At 73.6% G+C, this 22,688-nt stretch carries 18 protein-coding genes; 6 read left to right on the forward strand and 12 right to left on the reverse strand.

Annotated elements, in window-relative coordinates; genetic code table 11:
• Positions 1–14 precede the first annotated feature (14 nt).
• Complete coding sequence (locus Cch01nite_RS12065) at positions 15–236, reverse strand: hypothetical protein (protein ID WP_203754285.1); 222 nt, start codon at positions 234–236, stop codon at positions 15–17.
• 422 nt (positions 237–658) lie between these two features.
• Between Cch01nite_RS12065 and Cch01nite_RS12070 the strand changes: the two genes are divergently transcribed.
• Entirely contained in the window at positions 659–892 is a 234-nt protein-coding gene (locus Cch01nite_RS12070; RefSeq protein WP_203754287.1) for a hypothetical protein, read from the forward strand.
• A gap of 67 nt (positions 893–959) precedes the next feature.
• Here the strand turns inward: Cch01nite_RS12070 and Cch01nite_RS12075 are convergent, their stop codons facing one another.
• The 7 genes from Cch01nite_RS12075 to Cch01nite_RS12105 all read right to left on the reverse strand — a co-directional run bounded on the left by Cch01nite_RS12075 (position 960) and on the right by Cch01nite_RS12105 (position 10,419).
• Complete coding sequence (locus Cch01nite_RS12075; RefSeq protein ID WP_203754290.1) at positions 960–1,268, reverse strand: DUF2249 domain-containing protein; 309 nt, start codon at positions 1,266–1,268, stop codon at positions 960–962.
• A gap of 38 nt (positions 1,269–1,306) precedes the next feature.
• Positions 1,307–2,056 (reverse strand): respiratory nitrate reductase subunit gamma, encoded by a 750-nt coding sequence (narI, locus tag Cch01nite_RS12080; RefSeq protein ID WP_203754293.1) that lies wholly within the window; start codon positions 2,054–2,056, stop codon positions 1,307–1,309.
• On the reverse strand, positions 2,053–2,757 hold the full coding sequence (gene narJ / locus Cch01nite_RS12085) for a nitrate reductase molybdenum cofactor assembly chaperone (protein WP_203754307.1): 705 nt from the start codon (positions 2,755–2,757) through the stop codon (positions 2,053–2,055). Before narJ ends, narI begins: the two co-directional genes overlap by 4 nt.
• A complete protein-coding gene (narH, locus tag Cch01nite_RS12090) occupies positions 2,754–4,436 on the reverse strand; it encodes a nitrate reductase subunit beta (protein ID WP_203754317.1) in 1,683 nt (560 codons plus the stop codon). Before narH ends, narJ begins: the two co-directional genes overlap by 4 nt.
• Before the next feature lie 17 nt (positions 4,437–4,453).
• Positions 4,454–8,233 carry a nitrate reductase subunit alpha gene (locus Cch01nite_RS12095; RefSeq protein WP_239070379.1) on the reverse strand — a complete coding sequence of 1,260 codons (3,780 nt, stop codon included), beginning with the start codon at positions 8,231–8,233 and terminating at the stop codon, positions 4,454–4,456.
• A gap of 35 nt (positions 8,234–8,268) precedes the next feature.
• Complete coding sequence (locus Cch01nite_RS12100; RefSeq protein ID WP_203754320.1) at positions 8,269–9,579, reverse strand: MFS transporter; 1,311 nt, start codon at positions 9,577–9,579, stop codon at positions 8,269–8,271.
• A 111-nt stretch (positions 9,580–9,690) separates the two neighbouring features.
• A complete protein-coding gene (locus Cch01nite_RS12105; RefSeq protein ID WP_203754321.1) occupies positions 9,691–10,419 on the reverse strand; it encodes a helix-turn-helix transcriptional regulator in 729 nt (242 codons plus the stop codon).
• 109 nt (positions 10,420–10,528) lie between these two features.
• On the opposite strand from Cch01nite_RS12105, the gene Cch01nite_RS12110 reads away from it, so the two are divergent.
• Together Cch01nite_RS12110 and Cch01nite_RS12115 are read left to right on the forward strand one after the other, a co-directional pair.
• Positions 10,529–11,644, forward strand: coding sequence for a DUF8744 domain-containing protein (locus Cch01nite_RS12110; RefSeq protein ID WP_203754322.1), 1,116 nt, complete (start codon positions 10,529–10,531; stop codon positions 11,642–11,644).
• Positions 11,641–14,385, forward strand: a complete 2,745-nt coding sequence (locus tag Cch01nite_RS12115) for a multicopper oxidase domain-containing protein (protein ID WP_203754324.1) — start codon at positions 11,641–11,643, stop codon at positions 14,383–14,385. The genes Cch01nite_RS12110 and Cch01nite_RS12115 overlap by 4 nt, the downstream gene beginning before the upstream one ends.
• 48 nt (positions 14,386–14,433) lie before the next feature.
• On the opposite strand, the gene Cch01nite_RS12120 is transcribed toward Cch01nite_RS12115, so the two are convergent.
• The gene (locus tag Cch01nite_RS12120; RefSeq protein ID WP_239070383.1) at positions 14,434–15,114 is read right to left on the reverse strand and encodes a pentapeptide repeat-containing protein; all 681 of its coding nucleotides are present in this window, start codon (positions 15,112–15,114) and stop codon (positions 14,434–14,436) included.
• 118 nt (positions 15,115–15,232) lie between these two features.
• Positions 15,233–15,772 carry an NUDIX hydrolase gene (locus Cch01nite_RS12125; protein ID WP_239070385.1) on the reverse strand — a complete coding sequence of 180 codons (540 nt, stop codon included), beginning with the start codon at positions 15,770–15,772 and terminating at the stop codon, positions 15,233–15,235.
• Positions 15,773–15,831: 59 nt separating this feature from the next.
• On the opposite strand from Cch01nite_RS12125, the gene Cch01nite_RS12130 reads away from it, so the two are divergent.
• Positions 15,832–16,602, forward strand: a complete 771-nt coding sequence (locus tag Cch01nite_RS12130) for a M15 family metallopeptidase (protein WP_239070387.1) — start codon at positions 15,832–15,834, stop codon at positions 16,600–16,602.
• A 6-nt stretch (positions 16,603–16,608) separates the two neighbouring features.
• Here Cch01nite_RS12130 and Cch01nite_RS12135 read toward each other — a convergent pair whose 3' ends face one another.
• Both Cch01nite_RS12135 and Cch01nite_RS12140 read right to left on the reverse strand, forming a co-directional pair.
• On the reverse strand, positions 16,609–17,391 hold the full coding sequence (locus Cch01nite_RS12135; protein WP_203754328.1) for an aldo/keto reductase: 783 nt from the start codon (positions 17,389–17,391) through the stop codon (positions 16,609–16,611).
• A gap of 39 nt (positions 17,392–17,430) precedes the next feature.
• Complete coding sequence (locus Cch01nite_RS12140; RefSeq protein WP_203754330.1) at positions 17,431–18,756, reverse strand: NAD(P)/FAD-dependent oxidoreductase; 1,326 nt, start codon at positions 18,754–18,756, stop codon at positions 17,431–17,433.
• A gap of 152 nt (positions 18,757–18,908) precedes the next feature.
• Between Cch01nite_RS12140 and Cch01nite_RS12145 the strand changes: the two genes are divergently transcribed.
• Positions 18,909–20,399, forward strand: coding sequence for an ArnT family glycosyltransferase (locus Cch01nite_RS12145; RefSeq protein WP_203754342.1), 1,491 nt, complete (start codon positions 18,909–18,911; stop codon positions 20,397–20,399).
• A 161-nt stretch (positions 20,400–20,560) separates the two neighbouring features.
• Positions 20,561–22,639 carry a glycosyl hydrolase family 28-related protein gene (locus tag Cch01nite_RS12150; RefSeq protein WP_239070389.1) on the forward strand — a complete coding sequence of 693 codons (2,079 nt, stop codon included), beginning with the start codon at positions 20,561–20,563 and terminating at the stop codon, positions 22,637–22,639.
• The last annotated feature ends 49 nt before the right edge of the window (positions 22,640–22,688 follow it).

The raw sequence follows: 22,688 nt of genomic DNA on the forward strand, positions 1-22,688 counted from the left end.
ACCCCCTCCGGTTCTCAGGAGTCTGGATCGCCGATGAAGCCCGTCGATGGGTCGACCTGTGCGAGGAACGAGCGTGCATGGCGCTCGAGGTCGGACGTGGACATTGCTGCGCCGTCGGAGCGCGCCACGGTGAAGCCGTAGGAGTCACGTGGTCCGCTGTCCCACGTGAAGTCGTAGGACGCCCCGTCATCGCGCTGCGTCACAGTGAACAACTCGCCATCGATCGTCAGTTGCACGTAGATCCCATCAGGCTCTGAGCGAGGAACTGCCCGCGCGGCCATTACGAAAGGACTCTGTCATCGGTAAGTGTATCTGCGTGATGACCTCTATGACTAACCGAAGGCTCGGCGTCCGAAGCGCGATGGCTGGCGTTGGGTCGCTCGCGGCACTCGTCCTGTTGCTTGCTGCCCCTGCTCACGCAGATACGACTGAACCCGTTGACGACATCCCTACCTTTCATCATCACCTGACCGTCGAGGTCGGGGCGCCATCCAGTCCCTCCGTGCCAGCGAAGACAGGGAGCGGGACGACGCAAGGCCTGGGTCTGTGCGCATTCGAGCAATACGGAGACTATCTGCACCTGTCGAGCACTCCGCCGGCAGCCACGTCGGGCCACGGATGGTGGGTGAACGTCAACTGCTCCGCCACGACAGCAGTAGTGACGATCACCCTCCAGTCAAGGAAGGTGGGCGGAGTCTGGACTCCCCGAGCCACGGGTCAGAAGGTCGTCTACTCCGGCGGGGGTTCTGCCAATCGGGCAGCCGCCCGAGCTGTCTGCGCAAATCTGGTGGAGAAGGTCGAGTGGCGATCGATGATCGATGTGGACCTCGTCGGGTACGACGACGCGCCGACGAAGACCTACAGCCCGGTCGCATCGCTGTATTGCGGGTGATGCTCGGCGGCGGAGAGCGCGTGGGCTCACACTCGTGGGGCCGTCACGGCGACGGCCCCGCGAATGTCTAGCCCAGGCGCGTCAGGCGCACGTGCCACGCCTCGGGGCCGTCGACGAGGACCTCGACGTCGAGCTCGGCGCGCTCGCGGAGCTGGGCGATGAGCGGCCGGGGCAGGTGGGGCGCGACGAGGATCAGCGAGCCGCCCGGGGGGATCGCGTCGAACGCGCCGAACACGGTCGCGTGCCGGATGGCGTGCGGGATGGGGCGGACGTCGAGGACCGGGTCGGCCTCGTCGTGGCCGCCGCAGCCGCACGCGTGGCCGGCGGGCCCGGCCGCCGGGGCGGTCGGGAGGATCTCGATGTTCTCGGCGGTCATGGGTCTCTCCTTGTGTCGGTGCGGAACAGCGGGTGGGGTCAGCGGCGGGAACCGGGGCGCTCGACGCGCTCCCAGCCGGGGCGGGGCACGCGGTTGCCCAGGTGGGTGTCGTCCTTGGTGCGGTAGACGATGTACGGCCGGGTCAGGTACCCGAGCGGCGCGGAGAACACGTGCACGAGCCGCGTGAACGGCCACAGGGCGAACAGCGACATCGCGCACAGCACGTGCAGCTGGAACGCGAGGGGCACATCGGCCATCAGCGACGCGTCGGGCTGGAACGTGAGCAGGCCACGGATCCACGGCGAGATCGAGCCGCGGTAGTCGTAGGCGTCGCCGAGGAGCTGGAACATCACGGTCGCGGTCGTGCCGAACGCGAGGGTCGCGCCGAGGACGACGTACATGAGCTTGTCCATGCGGGTCGTGGCGAGGAACACGGGCCCGACGGTCCGCCGCCGGTAGACGAGGATCGCCAGCCCGGCGAGCGTGAGCACGGCCGCCAGCGTTCCCGCCCACGTCGCGACCAGGTGGTACGCGTGCTCGGTGACGCCGACGGCCTCCAGCCAGGTGCGCGGCACGAGCAGCCCGACGACGTGCCCGCCGATCACCATGAGGATCCCGACGTGGAACATCGGCGACCCGGCACGCAGCAGCCGCGACTCGTAGACCTGCGACGAGCGGGTCGTCCACCCGAAGCGGTCGTAGCGGTACCGCCACAGGTGCCCGACGACGAACACCGCGCCCGCGACGTAGGGCACGACGACCCACAGGAGCACGTCACGCGTGGTCATGCCGGGACCTCCGAACGGTCGGACGGGCGCATGGTCGGGAACGGGAGCAGGGGGGCGGACAGGCCGACGGTCTCGCTCGGCGGCCCGGCCGAGACCAGGTCGGCGAACCGGGCGGCCGTCGCCTCGTCGACCGCGGGGAGCGTGAGGCAGACGGCGTCGACGACGTGCGCGTACGGGCTGCCGACGTGGTGCAGGGCGGAGCGGAGCAGCTCGATCCCGGCGCGGTGCGAGCCGAGCAGCGCGTCCGCGACGGGCCCGGGGTCGCGGGCCGAGAGCTCCAGCACGGTCGGCAGGTGGTCGGGCAGCTCGTCCTCCCGCGGCTCCCAGCCGCACGCGCGGTACGCCTCGACGAACGTCACGAGGGCCATCCCGCGCCGTCGGGTGTCGCCCGCGGCGTAGTAGCTCAGGTAGAGCGCGCAGCGGCGGCGCTGGTCGAACGTCTCGACGTAGTGGACCTGCTGGGTGTCGAGGTCGAGCGCGTCGGCCGCGTCGAGGAACGCCGTGAACGCCGTCGCGACCGGGGCGGACAGGATCGCGGTCGAGTCGCGGATCAGCCCGTGCCGCTCGCGCAGCTCGGAGGTCGGGTAGTCGAGCAGCAAGGAGGCGGCCATGTGCGCGACGACCCGTTCGCTCGGGTGCGCGACGACGGGCTCGAGGAACGGCAGGGACGGCGGGCGGCCGGTGCCGGCGCGGCGGCTCATGCGTGGGCCTCCGGTCCGTCGCCGTAGCCGGGCTGGCCCTTCTCCGGCGGGAACATCCCGGGCGGTGCGCCGTTGCCGTCCCAGTTGAGCAGGTTGACGCGCGTCGGCGTCGCTCCTGCGGGGGTGTCCGCGGTCTGCCGGTTGCGCAGCGCGTGGAACGTCTCGACCGCGGCACGCACCGGGCGGCCCGACGACGACCCGAAGCGGCCGCCGCCGCCCATGCCGGGCCCGCCGTCGACGTCGAGCGAGCAGCCCGACGCCGTCTCCTCCAGCGCCCGGGCGCTCTCGGCGTGCGCTGCCGGGATCACATATCGATCCTCATATTTCGCGATCGCGAGCAGCCGGTACATGGCCTCGATCTCCTCGGCCGTCATGCCGACCGCCTGCGCGATGCGGGGGTCCTGCTCGGCGCCGAGGTTGACGTTGCGCATGTGCGCCCGCATCGCCGCGAGCCGTTGCAGCACGGCCGTCACGGGTGCGGTCTCGCCCGCGGTGAACAGGCCGGCGAGGTACTCGACGGGGATGCGCAGCCGGTCGATCGCCGCGAACAGCGTGCGGGCGTCCTCCCCGTCGTTGCCCGACCCGGTGACCACGTCGACCACCGGCGAGAGCGGCGGGATGTACCAGACCATCGGCATCGTCCGGTACTCGGGGTGCAGCGGGAGGGCCACCTGGTACGTCGAGATGAGCGCCCAGATCGGGGAGCGCTGCGCGGCGAGGACCCAGTCGTGCGGGATGCCCTCGGCCTCCGCCGCGGCGACGACCGCCGGGTCGTGCGGGTCGAGCAGCACGGACCGCTGCGCGTCGAGCAGCTCGGCCGGGTCCTCGACGGACGCGGCCTCCAGCACCCGGTCGGCGTCGTACAGCACGAGCCCGAGGTAGCGCAGCCGGCCGACGCACGTCTCCGAGCACACCGTCGGCAGCCCGACCTCGAGGCGCGGGTAGCACATCGTGCACTTCTCGGCCTTGCCGGTCTTGTGGTTGAAGTAGACCTTCTTGTACGGGCAGCCCGACACGCACATGCGCCAGCCGCGGCACTGGTCCTGGTCGACGAGCACGATCCCGTCCTCGGCCCGCTTGTACATCGCGCCCGACGGGCACGACGCGACGCACGACGGGTTGAGGCAGTGCTCGCAGATGCGCGGCAGGTAGAACATGAACGCCTGCTCGAGCTCGGCGGTGACCTGCTCGCTCATCTGCTTGAGGATCGGGTCCTGCGCCATCGTCTCGGTCGAGCCGCCGAGGTTGTCGTCCCAGTTCGCCGACCAGTGGATCTGCATGGCCTTGCCCGTGAGCAGGGACATCGGGCGAGCGACGGGCGTGTGCTCGCCCTGCGGGGCGGACAGCAGGGTGTCGTACTCGTACGTCCACGGCTCGTAGTAGTCGCGGATCTCCGGGAGCTTCGGGTTCGAGAAGATGTGCGACAGCTTGGTGAACCGCCCGCCGGACCGGAGCTTCAGGCGTCCTCGCTTGGTGCGGACCCAGCCGCCGCCCCACTTCTCCTGGTCCTCGTACGTGCGCGGGTAGCCGACGCCCGGCCGCGTCTCGACGTTGTTGAACCAGACGTACTCGACGCCCGTGCGGTTCGTCCACGCCTGCTTGCACGTGACCGAGCAGGTGTGGCAGCCGATGCACTTGTCGAGGTTCATCACCATCGCCATCTGCGCCATGACCTTCATGCGACTCTCCCTGCCCGTCAGTACGTGACGTCTTGCGACCGACGTCGGATGGTCGTGACCTCGTCGCGCTGGTTGCCCGTCGGGCCGAGGTAGTTGAACGCGAACGAGAGCTGCGCGTACCCGCCGACCAGGTGCGACGGCTTGAGCAGCACGCGGGTCAGCGAGTTGTGGATGCCGCCGCGCAGGCCCGACGTCTCCGAGCGCGGGACGTCCACCGTGCGGTCCTTCGCGTGGTACATGAAGACGGTCCCGGCGGGCATCCGGTGGCTGACGATCGCGCGGGCGACGACGACGCCGTTGCGGTTGTAGGCCTCGATCCACTCGTTGTCCCGGACGCCGATCGCGGTGGCGTCCTGCGGGGACATCCAGATCGTCGGGCCGCCGCGCGAGAGCGACAGCATGAACAGGTTGTCCTGGTACTCGGAGTGGATGGACCACTTGGAGTGCGGCGTCAGGTACCGGACGGTGACCTCGGCGTGGCCCTCGGACCCGGGTGTGCCCGACGGGCCGGTCGCGCCGGGCGTGCGGTCGCCGAACAGGCGGCCCAGGTCGAGCGGCGGCCGGTACACGGGCAGGTTCTCGCCGAGCTCGCTCATCCAGTCGTGGTCGAGGAAGAAGTGCTGCCGGCCGGTGAGCGTGTGCCACGGCTTGAGCTGCTCGACGTTGATCGCGAACGCGGTGTACCGGCGGCCGCCGTGCTCCGACCCCGACCACTCGGGCGACGTGACGACCGGGACGGGCCGGGCCTGCACGTCGGGGAACGTGATGCGCTTGCCCTCGTGCTCGCGCGCCAGCCAGGCGAGCTCCGTGCCGGTCTGGGCCTCGACGTTCTCGAAGCCCTGCACCGCCAGCCGGCCGTTCGTGGTGCCGGACAGGGCGAGGATCGTCTCGCAGACGTGCTGCGCGGTCGCGAGGCGGGGCCGCCCGGCGGCCGGACCGTCGGGGACCGTGCCGTTGAGCCGTCCGAGCTCGGCGACCTCCAGGTCGGGCATGAACTTCACGCCCTTGGTCACCATGCCGGCCGTCGCGGTGAGCGGGCCGAGGGACGTGAACCGGTCGGCGAGCGCGGTGTAGTCCCGCTCGACGACGACGAGCTTCGGCATCGTCACGCCCGGGACCAGGTCGTCGACCTCGGTCACGGTGCCGTGCGGGGTCGCCATCTCGTCCGGCGTGTCGTGCATCAGGGGCACCGCGACGAGGTCCTCGCGCTTCCCGAGGTGCCCCTCGGACAGCCGGGACACGGCCCGCGCGAGCGTGACGAAGATGTCGAAGTCCGTGCGGGTCTGCCACGGCGGCGCGATGGCCGGGTTGAACGAGTGCACGAACGGGTGCATGTCCGTGGTCGACAGGTCGTGCTTCTCGTACCAGGTCGCCGCGGGCAGGACGACGTCGGAGAACAGCGTCGTCGACGTCATCCGGAAGTCGCTCGTGACGAGCAGGTCGAGCTTGCCGCGGGGTGCCTCGTCGTGCCACGTCATGCTCGCCGGGCGCCGGTCCGGGCCGGACTCCTCGGCCATCACGGCCGCGTCCGTGCCGAGCAGGTGGCGCAGGAAGTACTCGTTGCCCTTGCCCGACGAGCCGAGCAGGTTGGCCCGCCAGATCGTCAGCACGCGCGGGAAGTTCGCCGGGTCGTCCGGGTCCTCGCACGCGAAGCCGAGCCGGCCCGCCTTGAGCTCGTCGACGACGTACGCCGACGGCTCGACGCCCGCGGCCCGCGCCTCGTCGACGAGGTCGAGCGGGTTGCGGTCGAACGTCGGGTACGACGGCATCCACCCGCGCCTGGCCGACTCGACCAGGCAGTCGGCCGTCGTCCGGCCCGCGAACTTCCCCTCGGCCAGCGGGGACGCGAGCGCGTCGGCGGGGAGCCCGTCGTAGCGCCACTGGTCGGTGGCGAGGTACCAGAACGCGGTGCCGATCATCTGCCGCGGCGGCCGCACCCAGTCGAGGCCGAACGCGTACTGCGCCCAGCCAGTCACCGGGCGGCACTTCTCCTGGCCGACGTAGTGCGCCCAGCCGCCGCCGTTGACGCCCTGGCAGCCCGTCATCGTCACGAGCGCGAGGAACGTGCGGTAGATCGTGTCCGAGTGGAACCAGTGGTTGGTCCCGGCGCCCATGAGGATCATCGAGCGGCCGTTCGAGTCCTCGGCGTTCTGCGCGAACTCCCGGCCGATCCGCTCGGCGGCGGCGGCGGGGACGCCGGTGATCTCCTCCTGCCACGCGGGCGTGCCGGGGGTGCTCGGGTCGTCGTAGCCCGTCGGCCAGGTGCCGGGCAGGCCGTCGCGGCCGACGCCGTACTGGGCGAGCAGCAGGTCGAAGACCGTGGTGACGACGGCGTCGCCGAGACGGGTGACCGGGACGCCGCGGCGGACCACGCCCGCGCCGCCGGTGTGCTGGGCGTCGGCGTCGCCGTCGCCGCCCGCGCCCGCCGTCACGTCGAACCGCGGCAGGTCCACCGCGACCGCGTCGCCGTCGTGCGTCGCGAGGTCCGCCACCGACATGACGGGCTCGATCGAGCCCAGGTCGAGGTTCCACGACCCCGCCTGCGCGGGGTCGAACCGGTGGCCCAGCGTCCCGTTCGGCACGCGCGGAGAGCCGTCGGCGTCGAGCACCACCGTCATGAACGCGGCGTCGCGCCCGTGCGTGTCGCGCGGGGCACCGTCGGGACCGGCGACCGGCCCGTCGAGCTGGTCCGCCGTGAGGAACTTGTCCGGCACCCACGCGTCGCCGCGCTGCTTGAGCGTGATGAGGTGCGGCGCGTCCGTGTACCGGTTCAGGTAGTCGACGAACCGGGCCGTGCGCCGCTCGACGAGGAACTCCCGCAGCACCACGTGGCCCATCGCGGTGGCGAGCGCGCCGTCCGTGCCGGGGTGCGGGGCGAGCCACTCGTCGGCGAACTTCGTGTTGTCCGCGTAGTCGGGGGAGACGGTGACGACCTTCTGGCCGCGGTACCGGGCCTCCGTCATGAAGTGCGCGTCGGGCGTGCGCGTCACCGGCACGTTCGAGCCCCACATCATCAGGTAGCTCGCGTTCCACCAGTCCGCCGACTCCGGGACGTCCGTCTGGTCGCCGAACACCTGCGGGGAGGCGACCGGCAGGTCCGCGTACCAGTCGTAGAACGACAGCATCGTGCCGCCGAGCATCGTGACGAACCGTGCCCCCGACCCGTGCGACACCATCGACATCGCCGGGATCGGCGAGAAGCCGGCGACCCGGTCCGGGCCGTACGTCTTGATCGTGTGCACGTGCGCGGCGGCGACGATCTCCGCCGCCTCGTCCCACGACGCCCGGACCAGCCCGCCCTTGCCGCGCGCCGACTTGTACGACCGCGCCGTCTCCGGGTCGCCCGTGACCTGCGCCCACGCGAGCACCGGGTCGCCCGTGCGTTCCTTCGCCGCCCGGTACGCCCGCAGCAGCGCGCCGCGCACGTACGGGTACCGCACCCGCGTCGGCGAGTACGTGTACCAGGAGAACGCCGCCCCGCGCGGGCACCCCCGGGGCTCGTACTCGGGGGAGTCCGGGCCGACCGACGGGTAGTCGGTCTGCTGCGTCTCCCACGTGATGATGCCGTCCTTGACGTACACCTTCCACGAGCAGGAGCCCGTGCAGTTCACGCCGTGCGTCGAGCGGACCACCTTGTCGTGCGACCAGCGGTCCCGGTAGAACGCGTCGCCCTGCCGGCCGCCCTCGAGGAACAGCGCACGCTTGTCGGCGGACATCGTGCCGGGCCGCAGGTGCGAGCCGAGGCTCAGGAGCGCGTCGATCGCGGCGTTGTCGGTGCCGGCGGGGGACGGGTTCACGGCTGCCTCCTTCGAGGGTGGTCGTCGAGCGGGCGTCAGCTGGGGCGCGGTGCGCCCGGGCGGGCGTACTGGCGCCAGACGAGCGCCGTGCAGAGGGCGAAGTAGACGGCCGCGCCGACGAAGAACGCCTGCGGGGCGACGAGCGACAGGCCGATGCCGACGAGGAACGGCCCGAACGCCGCGATGGCCGAGGTGAACCCGATGACGCCACCGGCCCGGCGGCGGTCGAAGATCATCGGCATCTGCTTGAACGTGCCCGCGTTGCCGATGCCGGCGAACGTGAAGATCGCGAGCATCCCGCCGAGGAACAGGCCGAACGTGCTGGTGTCGCTCGGGTCGAGGAAGAAGACCGTGAACACCGTCGCGGCCGTCATGCCGATCCCCGAGACCAGGGTCCAGACCGCGCCGCCGAACCGGTCGCACAGCGGGCCCCACGCGGCGCGGGTGATCGAGCCGAGCAGCGGGCCCAGGAAGACGTACTTCAGCGGGTCGGGCGCGCCCTCCATGCCGTCGTACATGTTCTTGATGAGCAGGCCCATCTGGGCGGCGAAGCCGGAGAACGCCCCGAACGTCATGACGTAGACGGCCGTCATGTACCAGGTGTGCTTCTCGCCGAAGATGTCGAGCTGCTCGCGGAAGTTCGCCTTGAGCGGGATCCGCCGCAGCCCGACCGCCGCGAGGATCGCGCCGAGCACGACCCACGGGATGAGCACGAGGCCCGCGTTGTGCAGGTAGATCTCCGAGCCGTCGGCCTTGACCTGCGGCGACAGCGCCGCCGTACCGAGCAGGCCGAACCCGACGACCCAGGGCACCAGGAACTGGATGAGGCTCACGCCGAAGTTGCCCAGGCCCGCCTGCAGGCCGAGCGCGGTGCCCGCCATCCGCTTGGGGAAGAAGTAGCTCGTCGACGGCATGAACCCGGCGAACGCGCCGCCGCCGATGCCGCCCGCCGCCGCGAGGAGCAGCAGCATCGAGTACGGGGTGGACGGGTCACGGACCGCGAGCACCCAGCCCGCCATCGGCAGCACCATGAGCGTCGCCGTGCCGCCGACGAGCGTGCGGGTGCCGACGATCGGCGGCAGGAACATGTAGATCAGCCGGCCGATGCCGCCCGCGAGGCCCGGGATCGCCGCGAGCCAGTAGAGCTGGCCCTTCGACAGGTCGTACCCGATGTCGTTGAGCCGGGGCGCGATCGCGCTCACCAGGTACCAGACGCAGAACGCGAGCGTGAGGTTGTACGTGGTGATCGCGAGCGTCCGCCACGCGAGGCGCTTGTCCCACGTGGCCTCGTTCTCCGGGTCCCAGCCCGTCAGAGGGGGCCGGCGCAGCAGGGTGAGGGTCGACATCGGGACCTCCCGCGATCATCCGTTCCGTGAGCCCGTCTTCGGGCTCAGGGCGAGGATGTCCGCGGGGTCAGGGGCGGTGCGCGCGAAAGGACCGTGGAAAACCCGGACGGGTCACAGGGGCCCGGCGGCGGGCCCCCGGTCGGCGCTCACGAGCTGCAGCACGCAGTGCTCCGGCCCGACGAACGGCAGGAGCTTGTGGGCCGCGACCGGTCCCGGGACGGCGTCGAGCACGCCCTGCGCGAGCCCCAGGTGCACGTTGCAGACGACCTCCGGCCGGGCCTGCGCCAGGTCCAGGAACGGGCAGCGGTACAGGTGGAAGGCCATCTCGTCCCGGTCGAGCTCCGGGTCGAAACCGAGCCGCTCCAGGTGCCCCTCGAGCGCGTCGAGCTGACGGTCCACGACCGGGGTGCCCTCGGCCGGCGTCGGGACGGCGTGCAGGTCGGGGTCGGCGACCATGGCCCGTCCGGCGGCCTGCGCGGCGTCGGGCGCCGAGCGGACCTCGCGCCCGTAGCCCTCCAGGAGGACGCGGGTGAGCGCGACGCGCGCGATCGACTCCTCGAGCCGGCGCCGCGCGTGCGGGTCGGCGCGCACGTCGTCCGCCGACACCGCCCGGTACACCATCCGCGGCCGCCCCCGGACGGTGCGCCGCTCCGGCGTGCGCTGCGCGAACCCGTCCGCGACGAGCCGCTGCAGGTGCTCCCGCGTCGTGTTCTCGTGCAGGCCGGTCGCCGTCGCGAGCTCGCCGATGGTGTGCTCGCCGCCGTCCTGCAGCAGGTGCAGCAGGTCCACGCGGCTGCCGGACGCGAGGGTGCGTGCGGCCTGGGTGCGGCGGACGGACATACGAGCAGTATCGGTCGACGGACCGGGGGCGGTGCGTGGGACGGAGGTCCCGAGCACCGGGACCTCCGACCCAGGCCGACGGGCACCGTGGATAACTAGCGTCAGGCCCGTGGAAAACCTTCGCGGCGGGACCCGGCCGCCCCTGCGCGTGCTGCTCCTGGCGCCCGCCGGGCTGGCCCTGCTGGCGGGGCTCGACGGAGCGCTCGTGCTGCTGGGCGTCCCCGCGCCCGTGCGCCTCGACCGGCTCGCGGACGTGCACGGCCAGCTCATGGTGCTCGGCGTCGTCGGCACGCTCGTCGCGCTCGAGCGGGCCGTCGCCGTGCGCACGCCGCTCGCGTTCGCGTCCCCGATGCTGCTCGCCGCCGGCTCTCTCGCCCTGCTGAGCGCGGCACCCCCAGCCGTCGGCCGGGGCCTGCACCTCGCCGGCACCCTCGCGCTCGTCGGGATCTACCTGCTCGTCTGGCAGCGCCAGCCGGCGTCCGCGGTCGCCGTGCAGGGAGCCGGAGCGCTCGCGGCCGCCGGGTCGGCGCTGCTCCTCGTCGCCGGCGTGCCCGTGCCCGTCGTCACGCCGTGGTTCGTCGCGTTCCTCGTCCTGACGGTCGTCGGCGAGCGCCTCGAGCTCATGCGGTTCGCCCCGCCGCCCGTCGCCGTCCGTGCCGCGGTCGTGGTGGCCGCGCTGCTGCTGGTCGCGGGCGCGGCCGTCGCGCTGCTGCAGCCACGCGCCGGGGGTGCGGTGCTCGGCGGCGCGCTCGTCGGCCTCGCGGTGCTCCTCACCCGCCACGACGTCGCCCGCCGGACGGTCCGCAGCACCGGTCTGCCGCGGTTCATGGCGCTCGCGATGCTGACCGGCTTCGCGTGGCTCGCGGTGGCTGGCGGGACCTGGCTCGTCGCGGGTGCCGCGACCGAGGGGCCGGGGTACGACGCCGTGCTGCACGCCGTGTTCCTCGGGTTCGTCATGTCGATGGTCTTCGCCCACGCGCCCGTGATCCTGCCCGCCGTGCTCCGCAGGCCGCTGCCGTACCGGCCCGTGATGCTCGTGCCGCTCGCGCTGCTGCACGTCTCGCTCGCGTTCCGGCTGCTCGCCGGGGACGCGTGGGGGAGCGTCACGGCAGTGCGGGTCGGTGGCGTCGCGAACGTCGTGGCCGTCCTGGCGTTCCTCGGGGTGGCGGCGTGGAGCGTCGCGTCCGCGCCGGCACCGGCGAGCCTCGCCGTGGTCGCGCCATGAGCCGGGCGTCCTGGCACCTGCGGGCGAACGCGCTCGTGGGTGCGTGGCTCGTCGCCGCGACGCTGCTGGCGCTCGGGCACCGGGCGGTCCCCGCCGCGACGTGGCTGATGGTCCACCTGCTGCTGCTCGGCGCGGTCAGCACCGCGATCCTCGTGTGGAGCCAGCACTTCGCGGACACGCTGCTGCGGCACCCCGCCCCCGGCGGGCGGGCCGGTCTCACGGCGCGGCTCGCGGCGCACACCGTGGGTGCGGTGGCGGTGCTCGTGGGGATCGCGGCGTCCCGCACGTGGCCCGTCGTCGTCGGGGGCGTGCTTGTCGCGGCCGCCGCGCTCGCGCAGGTCGTCACGATCGCCGTGCAGTCGAGGTCCGCGCTGCCGTCCCGGTTCGGGCACGCGGCCCGGTACTACGTGGCCGCGGGGCTGGTGCTGCCGGTCGCCGTGGCGTGCGGCGTCGCGATGGCGCGCGGCCACGTCCCGGACGACGCGCACGCCCGGCTGTACGTCGCGCACGTCGCGCTCGCGCTGCTCGGCTGGGTCGGCCTCACGGTGCTCGGGACGCTCGTCGTGCTGTGGCCGACGGTCCTGCACGCCAGGATCGAGCCGGAGCACGAGCGGGCGAGCCGCCGGGCGCTGCCCGTGGTGGTCGGCGGCCTGCTGCTCGTCGCGGTCGGCGCCGGGACCGGCTGGCGCCCGCTCGTCGGCCTCGGCGCGCTGGTCGTCGTCGCCGGCATCGCGCTCGGCGCCGTCGTCATGGTCGCGCAGGCGCGCACCGCGGCGCCGCGGACCTACGCGGCGTGGAGCCTCGCGGCGGCCGTCGGGTGGCTGGCGACGTGCACGGTCGGCTTCGGCGCGGTCGTCGTCGCCGCCCCGGACTGGGTCGCCGCCGCCGAACGGCTGCGCGTGCTCGTCGCACCGTTCGCCGTCGGGTTCGCCGCGCAGGTGCTCGTCGGCTCGCTGTCCTACCTGCTGCCCGTGGTGCTCGGCGGCGGCCCGTCCGCGGCCCGGCGCACCTCCGGCGAGCTCGACCGCGGGGCGCTCGTGCGGGTGATCCTCGTGAACGGCGGGCTCGTGCTGTTCGCCGCACCCGTGCCCAGCGCGGTCCGGGTGCTGTCGTCGATGGTCGTGCTGGGGGCGCTCGTCGCGTTCCTCGTGCTCGCCGGTCGTGCCGTGCACGCGGCCCTGCGTCCCGCTGCGGCAACCGGGCCTGCAGCGGCAACCGGGCCGGCTGCGGCAACCGGGCCTGCCGTGGCACCCGGGCCCGCGGGGACGACGGCGACCACCGCCTCGCGCAGCGGCGCCGCGGTCGTCGCGACCGGGGTGCTCGCGATGGCCGTCGCGCTGGGCGTCGCGGTCGACCCCGCCGCCGCCGGCATCGGCGTGGGCGCACCTGCGGCGGGCGTCCTCGCGACGGGCCGCACCACGACCGTCGAGGTGCGCGCGCTCGACATGCGGTTCAGCCCGTCGACCGTCCGGGTCCCGGTCGGCGACCGGCTCGTCCTCGTCGTGACGAACGAGGACGACGACGTGCACGAGCTCGTCGTGGAGACCGGCGCGCGGACCGGGCGGCTCTCGCCCGGGGCGGAGGGCACGGTCGAGGTGGGGGTGGTCGGCGGCGACCTCGACGGGTGGTGCCCGATCGCCGGTCACCGGCAGATGGGCATGGTCCTGTCGATCGAGGCCGAAGGCGGTCCGGGTGCCGCCCGCGCCGACGCCGTGACCGACTCCGTGACCGACGCCATGACCGACTCCGTGACCGACGCCGCCACGGACGCCACGGCCGAGCCGCCGGCCGGCCACGCGGGGCACGACATGTCGGGTGCCGCGTCCGCCGACGGATCCGCGCGAACCGGCTCCGCCGCGGACGACCTCGACCTCATGGCCACCCCGGGCCCGTCGTTCCGCCCGCGCGACGCGACCCTCGCGCCCGCCGGCCCGACGACCCACCGCGTGACGCTCGAGGTCCAGGAGGTCGTCCGCGAGGTGGCGCCGGGCGTCACGCAGCGGCTCTGGACGTTCGGCGGCCAGGCGCCCGGCCCGGTGCTGCACGGCCGGGTCGGCGACCGGTTCGAGGTCATGCTCGTCAACGACGGCACGATCGGTCACTCCGTCGACTTCCACGCCGGGGCGCTCGCCCCCGACGACGTCATGCGCACCATCGGGCCGGGGGAGTCGCTGACGTACGCGTTCACGGCGACGCGGTCCGGGATCTGGATGTACCACTGCTCGACGATGCCGATGTCGATGCACATCGCGAACGGGATGTTCGGTGCGGTCGTCGTCGACCCGCCGGGCCTGCCCGCCGTCGACCGCGAGTACGTCGTCGTGCAGTCCGAGCTGTACCTGGGCCCGCAGGGGGACGTCGCCGACGCGGCCAGGATCGCATCCCGCACCCCCGACCTCGTGGTGTTCAACGGGTACGCGAACCAGTACCGCGACCGGCCGCTGACGGCCGTGGCGGGGGAGCGGGTGCGGTTCTGGGTGCTCGACGCCGGGCCGAACCTGTCGAGCGCGTTCCACGTGGTCGGCGGCCAGTTCGACACCGTCTACCGCGAGGGCGACTGGGTGCTCCGCGACGGCGGGTCGACCGGCACGGGCGGCGCGCAGGTGCTCGACCTCGCGCCCGCGCAGGGCGGCTTCGTCGAGCTCACGTTCCCCGAGGCGGGCACGTACGCGTTCGTGTCCCACGCGATGAGCGACGCCGAGCGTGGTGCCGTCGGGCGCGTGCGGGTCACCGACCGCTGAGCGTCACCGACCGCTGAGCGTCACCGACCACTGAGCGTCACGCACCTGTCACCCGTCGCGCCAGCGCCACTCCGGCGGCTCGGGCAGCGCCTCGTGCGTCGGGTGCGCGACGAGCGCGGCGCCACGGCCGTCGAGCACCCGCACGAGCTCGGCGACGGTCCGCCTCGACGGCCCGGGTGGCTCGTCGACCGTCACCTGCGCGTCCGGCTCGGCGAGCGTGCCGCGCGCGCCCCGCACGGTGGTGCCGCCCCAGGTCGACCCGTCGACGGACACGAGGTGCAGGTCGGCCTCCGTGAGGTCGGCGCCCCGCAGGTCCGCCCCGGTCAGGTCGGAGCGGAGCAGCTGGGTGCGCGAGAGGTCGGCGCCGGTCAGGTCGGCGCCCGACAGGTCGGTGCGCAGCAGGTCGACGCGCCGCAGCCGGGCACCCCGGGCGCGGACCCCGGACAGGTCGGCCTTGCCGAGGAGGGCACCCGTGAGGTCCGCGCCCGTGAGGTCGGCACCGACGAGGACGGCGCGGAACAGGTCCGCGCCGCGCAGGTCCGCGCCTGCCAGGTCGGCGTCCACGAGGACCGCCTCGCACAGGTCCGCGCCGGCGAGCGCGAACCCCGCCAGCCGCCGACCGCTCAGGTCGAGGCGGACGCCCTCGGTCCCGACGGTCCGCAGCCACCGGTCGTGGTCCGCCAGGGCGTCGCGCAGGTCGTCGGCCTCGGGTCCGTCCGGGTCGGGCACGGGCACTCCTCGGGTCGGTCGCGGTTCGGGTGCGGCGTGAGGTCCACGGTCGGCAGGTCAGCCTGCCGGGGGTACACGGTGGGAGGCAAGGCCGCGCACCGCGAGGGCCGCGGCGGCGTCAGCGGGCTGAGCCGGGCACCCCGAGCATCTCCACGAGCCGGTCGACGAGCTCCGCCTGCGCCCGGACCACCACGCGGCGCGCGTCGTCGGGCGCGAACCAGGCGGCACGGTCGACCTCCGGCACCTGCAGCCGACGTCCCGACCGGGGCGGCCACTCGACCTCGACGAGGTTGCTCCGCACGCCGTCGACGTCGAGGTCGCCCTCCCGGGCCCAGGCGACGACGGTCTTGCCGCCGCTCTGCCGCACCTGCCCGAGCTCGAGGTCGTCGACGGACGCGGGCGGCGGCGGGCTGCCGAGCTCCTCGGTGAACTCACGGACGGCCGTGTCGTGCCACGGCTCGTCCGGTGCGGGCTCGCCCTTGGGGATCGACCAGGCGCCCTCGTCCTTGCGGGCCCAGAACGGCCCGCCCATGTGGCCGAGCAGCACCTCGATGCCGTCGGGCACCCGGCGGTAGAGCAGCAGCCCGGCGCTGGTCGGCACGTGCACCCTCTCGTCCGGCGTCCCGGCACGGCCGCTGCCGCACCCTGCGTCCAGCATGCGCGCGACGTCCCCGGGGCGCCCGCCTGCCGCTGCGGAGCCGACGCGATACTGGCCCGATGGGACGCCCGGGCCGACCCGTCACCGCCACGGCCGCGTCGGCGGTGCTCGTGGTGCTCACGGCGCTCGCGGCGCTCACCGGCTGCGGTCCCGAGCCGCCGACGCACGGCGACGCGGCCCGACCGTCCACGACACCCGCGGTCGTCGCCCCGCCCGCCGCGGAGAAGTCGACGCCGCCGGCCCCGGCGACGCCCGTCCCGCCGACGTTCACGTCGACGGTCTCGGCCATCACGCCCGACCTGGCCGCCCGCATGTCGTCGTCCTGGCGCGAGGGCTGCCCGGTCCCGCTCGAGGACCTGCGGTACGTGACCGTGACCCATCACGGGTTCGCGGGTGAGGTCGTGCAGGGCGAGCTGGTGGTGCACGCGGACGCCGCCGACGCCATGGTCACCGTGTTCCGGGCGCTGTGGGACGGGGGCTACCCGGTCCGGTCGATGCGGCTGGTCGACGACTTCGGCGGGAGCGACGACGCGTCGATGGCGGCCGACAACACGTCCGCCCTCAACTGCCGTGCCGTGACGGGCGGCACCCGCTGGTCCGAGCACGCGTACGGGCGGGCGATCGACGTGAACCCCGTCGAGAACCCGTACGTGCTGGGCGGCCACGTCGCACCGCCGGCCGGGCGTGACTTCGCCGACCGTCCCGACGTGCCCGGGGTGATCCACGACGACGACGCCGTGGTCCGGGCCTTCGCGTCGGTCGGCTGGACCTGGGGCGGGGACTGGTCCTCACCGGTCGACTACCAGCACTTCTCCGCGACGGGCCGCTGACCGCCGTCAGGCGTGGCCGAGCGCGTCGATCGCCGCCATCTCGGCGTCGTCCAGCGTGAACCCGAGCACGTCGAGGTTCTCCTTCAGCCGTTCGGGGCGGACGGACTTCGGGATGACGACGACGCCGTGCTGGACGTGCCAGCGCAGCACCACCTGCGCGGGCGTGACCCCGTGCGCCTCGGCGGCCCGGACGAGCGCGTCGGCGCCGAGGTCCACCCGCTTGAGCGGGCTGTACCCCTCGACGACGACGCCGCGCTCCCGGTGCGCGGCGAGCAGCGCGAGGTCGTGGTCCTTCGGGCCGTACGGGATCTGGTTGACGGCGGGCGCCTCACCGGTCACGGCGACGAGCTCGTCGATCTGCGCGATCGAGTAGTTCGACACCCCGATCGACCGGACGAGCCCTTCGTCGCGCGCCTCCCGGAACGCCTGCCACGTCTCGGGAGTCGCCCGGCGGTGCGGCGGCCAGTGCACGAGCCACAGGTCGAGGTGGTCGACGCCGAGCGCGGCCAGCGACTCGGTGAGCGTGCGGCGCTCGCGGCCGGCGTGGTCGGGCGGGAGCTTCGTCGTGAGGAACACGTCGTCCCGGCCGACGCCGGCCGTGGCGAGGGCGCGACCGACCTGCGCCTCGTTGCCGTACCCGGTGGCGGTGTCGATGTGCCGGTAGCCGAGCTCGATCGCCGCGACGACGGCCCGCTCGGCCTCGTCGCCCTCGGACTGCCAGGTCCCGAGGCCGACCACGGGGATGCGGCCGCCGGGCAGGGGGAGGGTGGGGATGCTGGTGATCGTCATCGGGCCAGTCTCGCCCGGGGTGCCGTCGCGCGCGTCCCCTCAGGCGCCCGCCGGCTCCCGCTCGGTGTGCTCCGCCCGCCCGAACCGGGCCTGGTCGGGCCGGACGAGCCCGAGCTGTGCGGGCACGGGCCGGCTGGCGAGGTTGAGCGCCCAGTCGGCGGCGATCCGCGCGCGGTTCGCCATCGAGGGGACGGCGTACAGGTGGTAGACCTTCGCGACGACCTTCGCGGGCAGCCCGGTGAGCGGCACCCCCAAGGGCCGGGCGACCGCGGACCGGCGGCCGAGGTCGGCGACGAGCCCGAGGTCGTGGTGCCGGTACGGGCGCGGCTCGCCGTGACCGAGGCTCGCGGCGATGTTCCGGCCGATCACGACGCCCTGGCGCTGGGCGTGCTGCGCGGTCGGCGGGTAGGCCTGGGCCTTCTCGCTGAACGGGTCGGGGGTGGACGCCGCGTCGCCGCCCGCCCAGACGGTGTCGCTGCCGGTCACCCGCAGCTGCGCGTCGACGACCACGCGGCCCCGCTCGACGTCCAGGCCGAGCTGCCCGACGAGCGGCGGGGGCGTGACGCCGGCCGTCCAGAGCACCGTGTGGCAGGGCACCACGGTGCCGTCGGAGAGCGTGAGCCGGTCCTCGAGGATCTCCCGCACGGACGTCTCGAGCAGCACCCGCATGCCCCGCGCCCGGATCTCGTCGAGCGCGAACCGGCCGAGCCGCGGGCCGAGCTCGGGCAGTACCGCGGGGGCGACGTCGACGAGCATCCACGTGAGGTCCTCGGGCCGCAGGCGTGGGAAGCGGTCGAGCTGCGACTGCGTCATGACCTGCAGCTGCGCGGCCGTTTCCGTCCCGGCGTACCCGGCGCCGACCACCACGAACGTGAGGCGGGCACGCCGCTCGTCGAGGTCCTGCGTGGTGTCGGCGAGCTCGAGCTGTCGCAGCACGTGGTCGCGGATGTAGACGGCCTGCACGAGCGTCTTGAGGCCGAGCGAGTGGTCGTCCATGCCGGGCGTCGGGAGCCGTCGTGTCACCGACCCCACCGTGAGGGCCAGCCGGTCGTACGGGACGACGACCGGGTCGGCGAGCCCGCACATGACGCTCAGCGTGCCCGCGGACACGTCGACCTCCTCGACGACGCCCTGCAGGATGCGCGCGCGACGCAGCGCGGAGTGCAGCGGGACGGCGATCCGCCGGGGGTCGAGCCGGCCGGCCGCGACCTCGGGAAGCAGCGGCGAGTAGCAGAGGTGGTCGGTGGCGCTGATGACGGTGAGGTCGGCGGCGCCGCGGGGCAGGACGCGTTCGAGCGTCCGTGCCGCGTAGAACCCGGCGAACCCGCCGCCGACGACGACCACGTGCGGACGTGCTGCGCGCATGCGCACCTCCAGGGCCTGCGGGCCGTGCGGCCCGGTGCCGGCAGCCCGTCGGGCCGACGCTAGCCCTGCGGTGCGCGGCGCGCGACGAATCGGGCGGAACCGGGCGTGCCAGGCGCGTGACGTGCGGCATCGCCCGTCGCTACCCTCCGAGGGTGGCCGCCACCGAAGCCGCCCGACGCCCGTCAGCTTCTCTCGCAGCGCCGCCGGCCGTGGCCTGGGCCCCGATCCTCGCCGTCGCCGGTGCGCTGCTCGTCGTCCTGGTGACCTTCGCGGGACGGTACGGGCCGCACCGCGACGAGCTGTACTTCGTCGCCGCCGGCCGCCGGCTGGCGTGGGGCTACCCGGACCAGCCGCCGCTGACGCCGCTGATCGCCCGCGTGACCGACCTCGTCGCCCCCGGCTCGGTGACGGCGCTGCACCTGCCGAGCGCGGTCGCGGCGGCGGCGTTCGTGCTGCTCGCGGCCCTCACGGCCCGTGAGCTCGGGGGTGGGACCGCCGCGCAGGTGCTCACCGCGGTGACGGCCGCGACGGGTGCGGTGACGGTGATCCTCGGGCACATGCTGTCGACGGCGACGGTGGACCTGCTGTTCTGGACCGCGGTCGTCTACGCGACGGTCGTGGTGCTGCAGCGGGACCGCCCGCGCGGGTGGCTCGTGGTCGGGCTGCTCACCGGGCTCGGGCTGGAGGACAAGCACCTCGTCGCGTTCCTGCTCGGCGGCATCGTCGTCGGGGTCGCGCTGACGCCGGCCGTCCGGCACCACCTGCGGTCGCCGTGGGCGTGGGCCGGTGCGGGGGTCGCGCTCGCGCTGTGGGTGCCGAACCTCGTCTGGCAGGCGACGCACGGGTGGCCGCAGCTCGAGCTCGCAGGTGACATCCGCGACGAGTACTCGACGCTCGAGGAGCGGATCAACTACGTCGTCCTGAGCCTGATCATCTTCAGCCCGGTCACGGCGGTGCTGTGGGTGTACGGGCTGGTGCGGCTGTTCCGCGCGCCTGCGCTGGTCCGGGCCCGGCCGCTCGCGTTCGCGTTCGTGCTGCTGTTCGTCGGCTTCTTCCTCGTCGGCGGCAAGCCGTACTACCTGACGGGCCTGGTCCCGGTGCTGTTCGCGGCGGGGGCGTGCGGGCTGGCGGAGCGGTGGAGCCGGCGCGGGCTGTGGGTCGCCGGGGCGGTGGTGGCGCTGAGCGGGCTGGTGGTGTGGCCGGCCGGGCTGCCGATCCTGTCCGAGCGGGACTTCGGGCGCTCGTTCCTCGCGGACCTCAACGAGGACCAGGCGGAGATGATCGGCTGGCCGCGCTTCGTCGAGACGGTCGACAAGGCGGTGTCGTCGGCGGGCGCGACGCTCGTCGTGACGCAGAACTACGGCGAGGCGGGTGCGCTCGAGTTCTACGGCTCGCCCGTCGCGGTGTTCAGCGGGCACAACGGCTACGGCGACTGGGGTCCGCCACCGGCCGACCAGGGGCCGGTGGTGCTCGTCGGGTTCGACGTGGCGCCCGGGTGGGCCGTGGGGTGCGAGCAGGTCGCGACGGTCGACAACGGGGTCGACGTCGACAACGAGGAGCAGGGCACGGCCGTCTGGGCCTGCGCCGGGCCGCGCGGGTCGTGGGCCGACGTGTGGGACGAGGTGCGGCACCTCGACGCGTGAGCGACAACGTCCGCCGCTGCTTCGCCTTTGCGTGTTGCGCGTAAGTTCTTGCAATGTCTCGTTCGCTCTTGTCCTCCGGATTGTCCAGTCCCTACCGTGTGTCCCGATTGCTCGGCCCCGCGGACCGCGGGGCCGTCCCGGCTGCGCAAGGAGGCGCTCCCGTGAGGAACACCAGCACCCGCTCGCCCCGCCCGTCCCTCCCCGCACGACCGACCCGGGTGGCGACGAGGCCGCTCGCCGGCGTCGCCGCGCTCGCGCTCGTCGCCGGCCTCGCGGCCGCCACCGCCGGCCCGGCGTCGGCCACCGGCCGCCCCCCGGCCCCGGTGCCCACCCCCGTGACCCGCGCCGCGATCGACCCCGCCCTCGTCGCGGGCCGGGGCGCCGACCTCGGCTTCGTCGAGCAGGAGGCCGAGAACGGCGTCACGAACGGCACGGTGATCGGCCCCGACCGCACCGCGTACACGCTCCCCGCCGAGGCGTCGGGCCGCACCGCGGTGAAGCTGACGCCCGGCCAGTACGTCGAGGTCCGGCTGCCGAAGGCCGCGAACGCGATCACCGTCCGCTACGCCCTGCCCGACGCGCCGGCAGGTGGCGGCCTCACGGCCCCGCTCGACGTCACCGTCGGCGGCGGCGCCCGGCGGACGATGACGCTCACCTCGCAGTACTCCTGGCTCTACAACCAGTACCCGTTCACGAACGACCCGGGCGCCGGCCTGCTGCACCCGGACTGGTGGATCACCGAGTGCGGGTGCGTCCCGGCGGCGACCACCCCGACGCCGACGGTCAGCACGCCGTTCCGTCCCATGCACTTCTACGACGAGCAGCGCCTGCTCCTCGGCCGCACGTACCCGGCGGGCCAGACGCTCCGGCTCACCGTGCCGAAGGGCAGCCGGGCCGCGTGGACGGTCGTCGACCTCGTCGACTCCGAGCTCGTCGCCCCGCCGAAGGTCCGGCTCAAGGCCGCGAACGTGCTCCTGTTCGGCGCGGACCCGACCGGCCGCAAGGACTCCGCGGACGCGCTCGACAAGGCCATCGCCTTCGCGCAGCGTCACGACCTGCCCGTCTACGTCCCGCCGGGCACCTACCAGGTGAACCGTCACATCGTCGTCGACGACGTGACGATCGAGGGCGCGGGGAGCTGGTACACGGTGTTCCAGGGGCGTGAGGTCGCCCTCTCGACGCCCGCGCCGGACGGGTCCGTGCACACCGGCGTCGGGTTCTACGGCAAGGACGCCGCGCAGGGCGGGTCGCACGGCGTGCACCTGTCCGGCTTCGCGATCCGCGGCGACGTGCGCGAGCGGATCGACACCGACCAGGTGAACGGGGTCGGCGGTGCGATGAGCGACTCGACGATCGACGGCCTGTACATCCAGCACACCAAGGTCGGGCTCTGGTTCGACGGGCCCATGTCCGGCACGACCGTGCAGAACACCATGGTCGTCGACCAGATCGCCGACGGCCTCAACTTCCACACGGGCGTGACGGGCTCGACGGTGCGGAACAGCGTGTTCCGGAACACCGGCGACGACGGCCTCGCGATGTGGTCCGAGCACACCGCGGACGCGGGCAACACGTTCGACCACGACACGGTGCAGACGCCGACCCTGGCGAACGGCATCGCGATCTACGGCGGCACCGACACGACCGTCTCGGCCAACCTCGTCGCGGACCCGGTCCGCGAGGGCAGCGGCCTGCACGCGGGCTCCCGGTTCGGCGCCGAGCCGTTCACCGGGTACCTGCGGTTCACCGACAACACCACGGTCCGCGCGGGCACCTACGAGCTCAACTGGAACATCGGGCTCGGGTCGCTGTGGATGTACGCGCTGGAGCGCAGCATCGACGCCGACGTGCAGGTGGTCGGCGACCACTTCCTCGACAGCACCTACAACGCGCTCATGCTCGTCACCGACTGGCCCGTCAAGGACCTGTACTCGATCACGAACGTCCACTTCACGGACCTGCGGGTCGACGGCACGGGCACCTCGGTGCTCAGCGCCCGCACCGCCGGGTCGGCGACGTTCACGAACGTGGACGCCCGCAACGTCGGCGCGGTCGGCATCAACAACTGCGGGTCGTTCCACTTCACGCCCGCCGGCTCCGAGTTCTCGGTGCTGGACGGCGGTGGCAACGACGGCGGCGGGACGACCGGGCCGTGGTTCGCCCCGTGGGAGCTGCCGAACACGATCACCTGCGACGACCGGCCGCCCGTGGTGACACCCCCGCCGCCGTCGGCCTGGTGAGCGGGTAGGGCCGCGGCGGGCGCACCCGGGGACAGAGGACCCTCCGGGT

It is taken from the genome of Cellulomonas chitinilytica, from assembly GCF_016862675.1.
In the GTDB taxonomy this organism is placed as follows: Bacteria; Actinomycetota; Actinomycetes; order Actinomycetales; family Cellulomonadaceae; genus Cellulomonas; species Cellulomonas chitinilytica.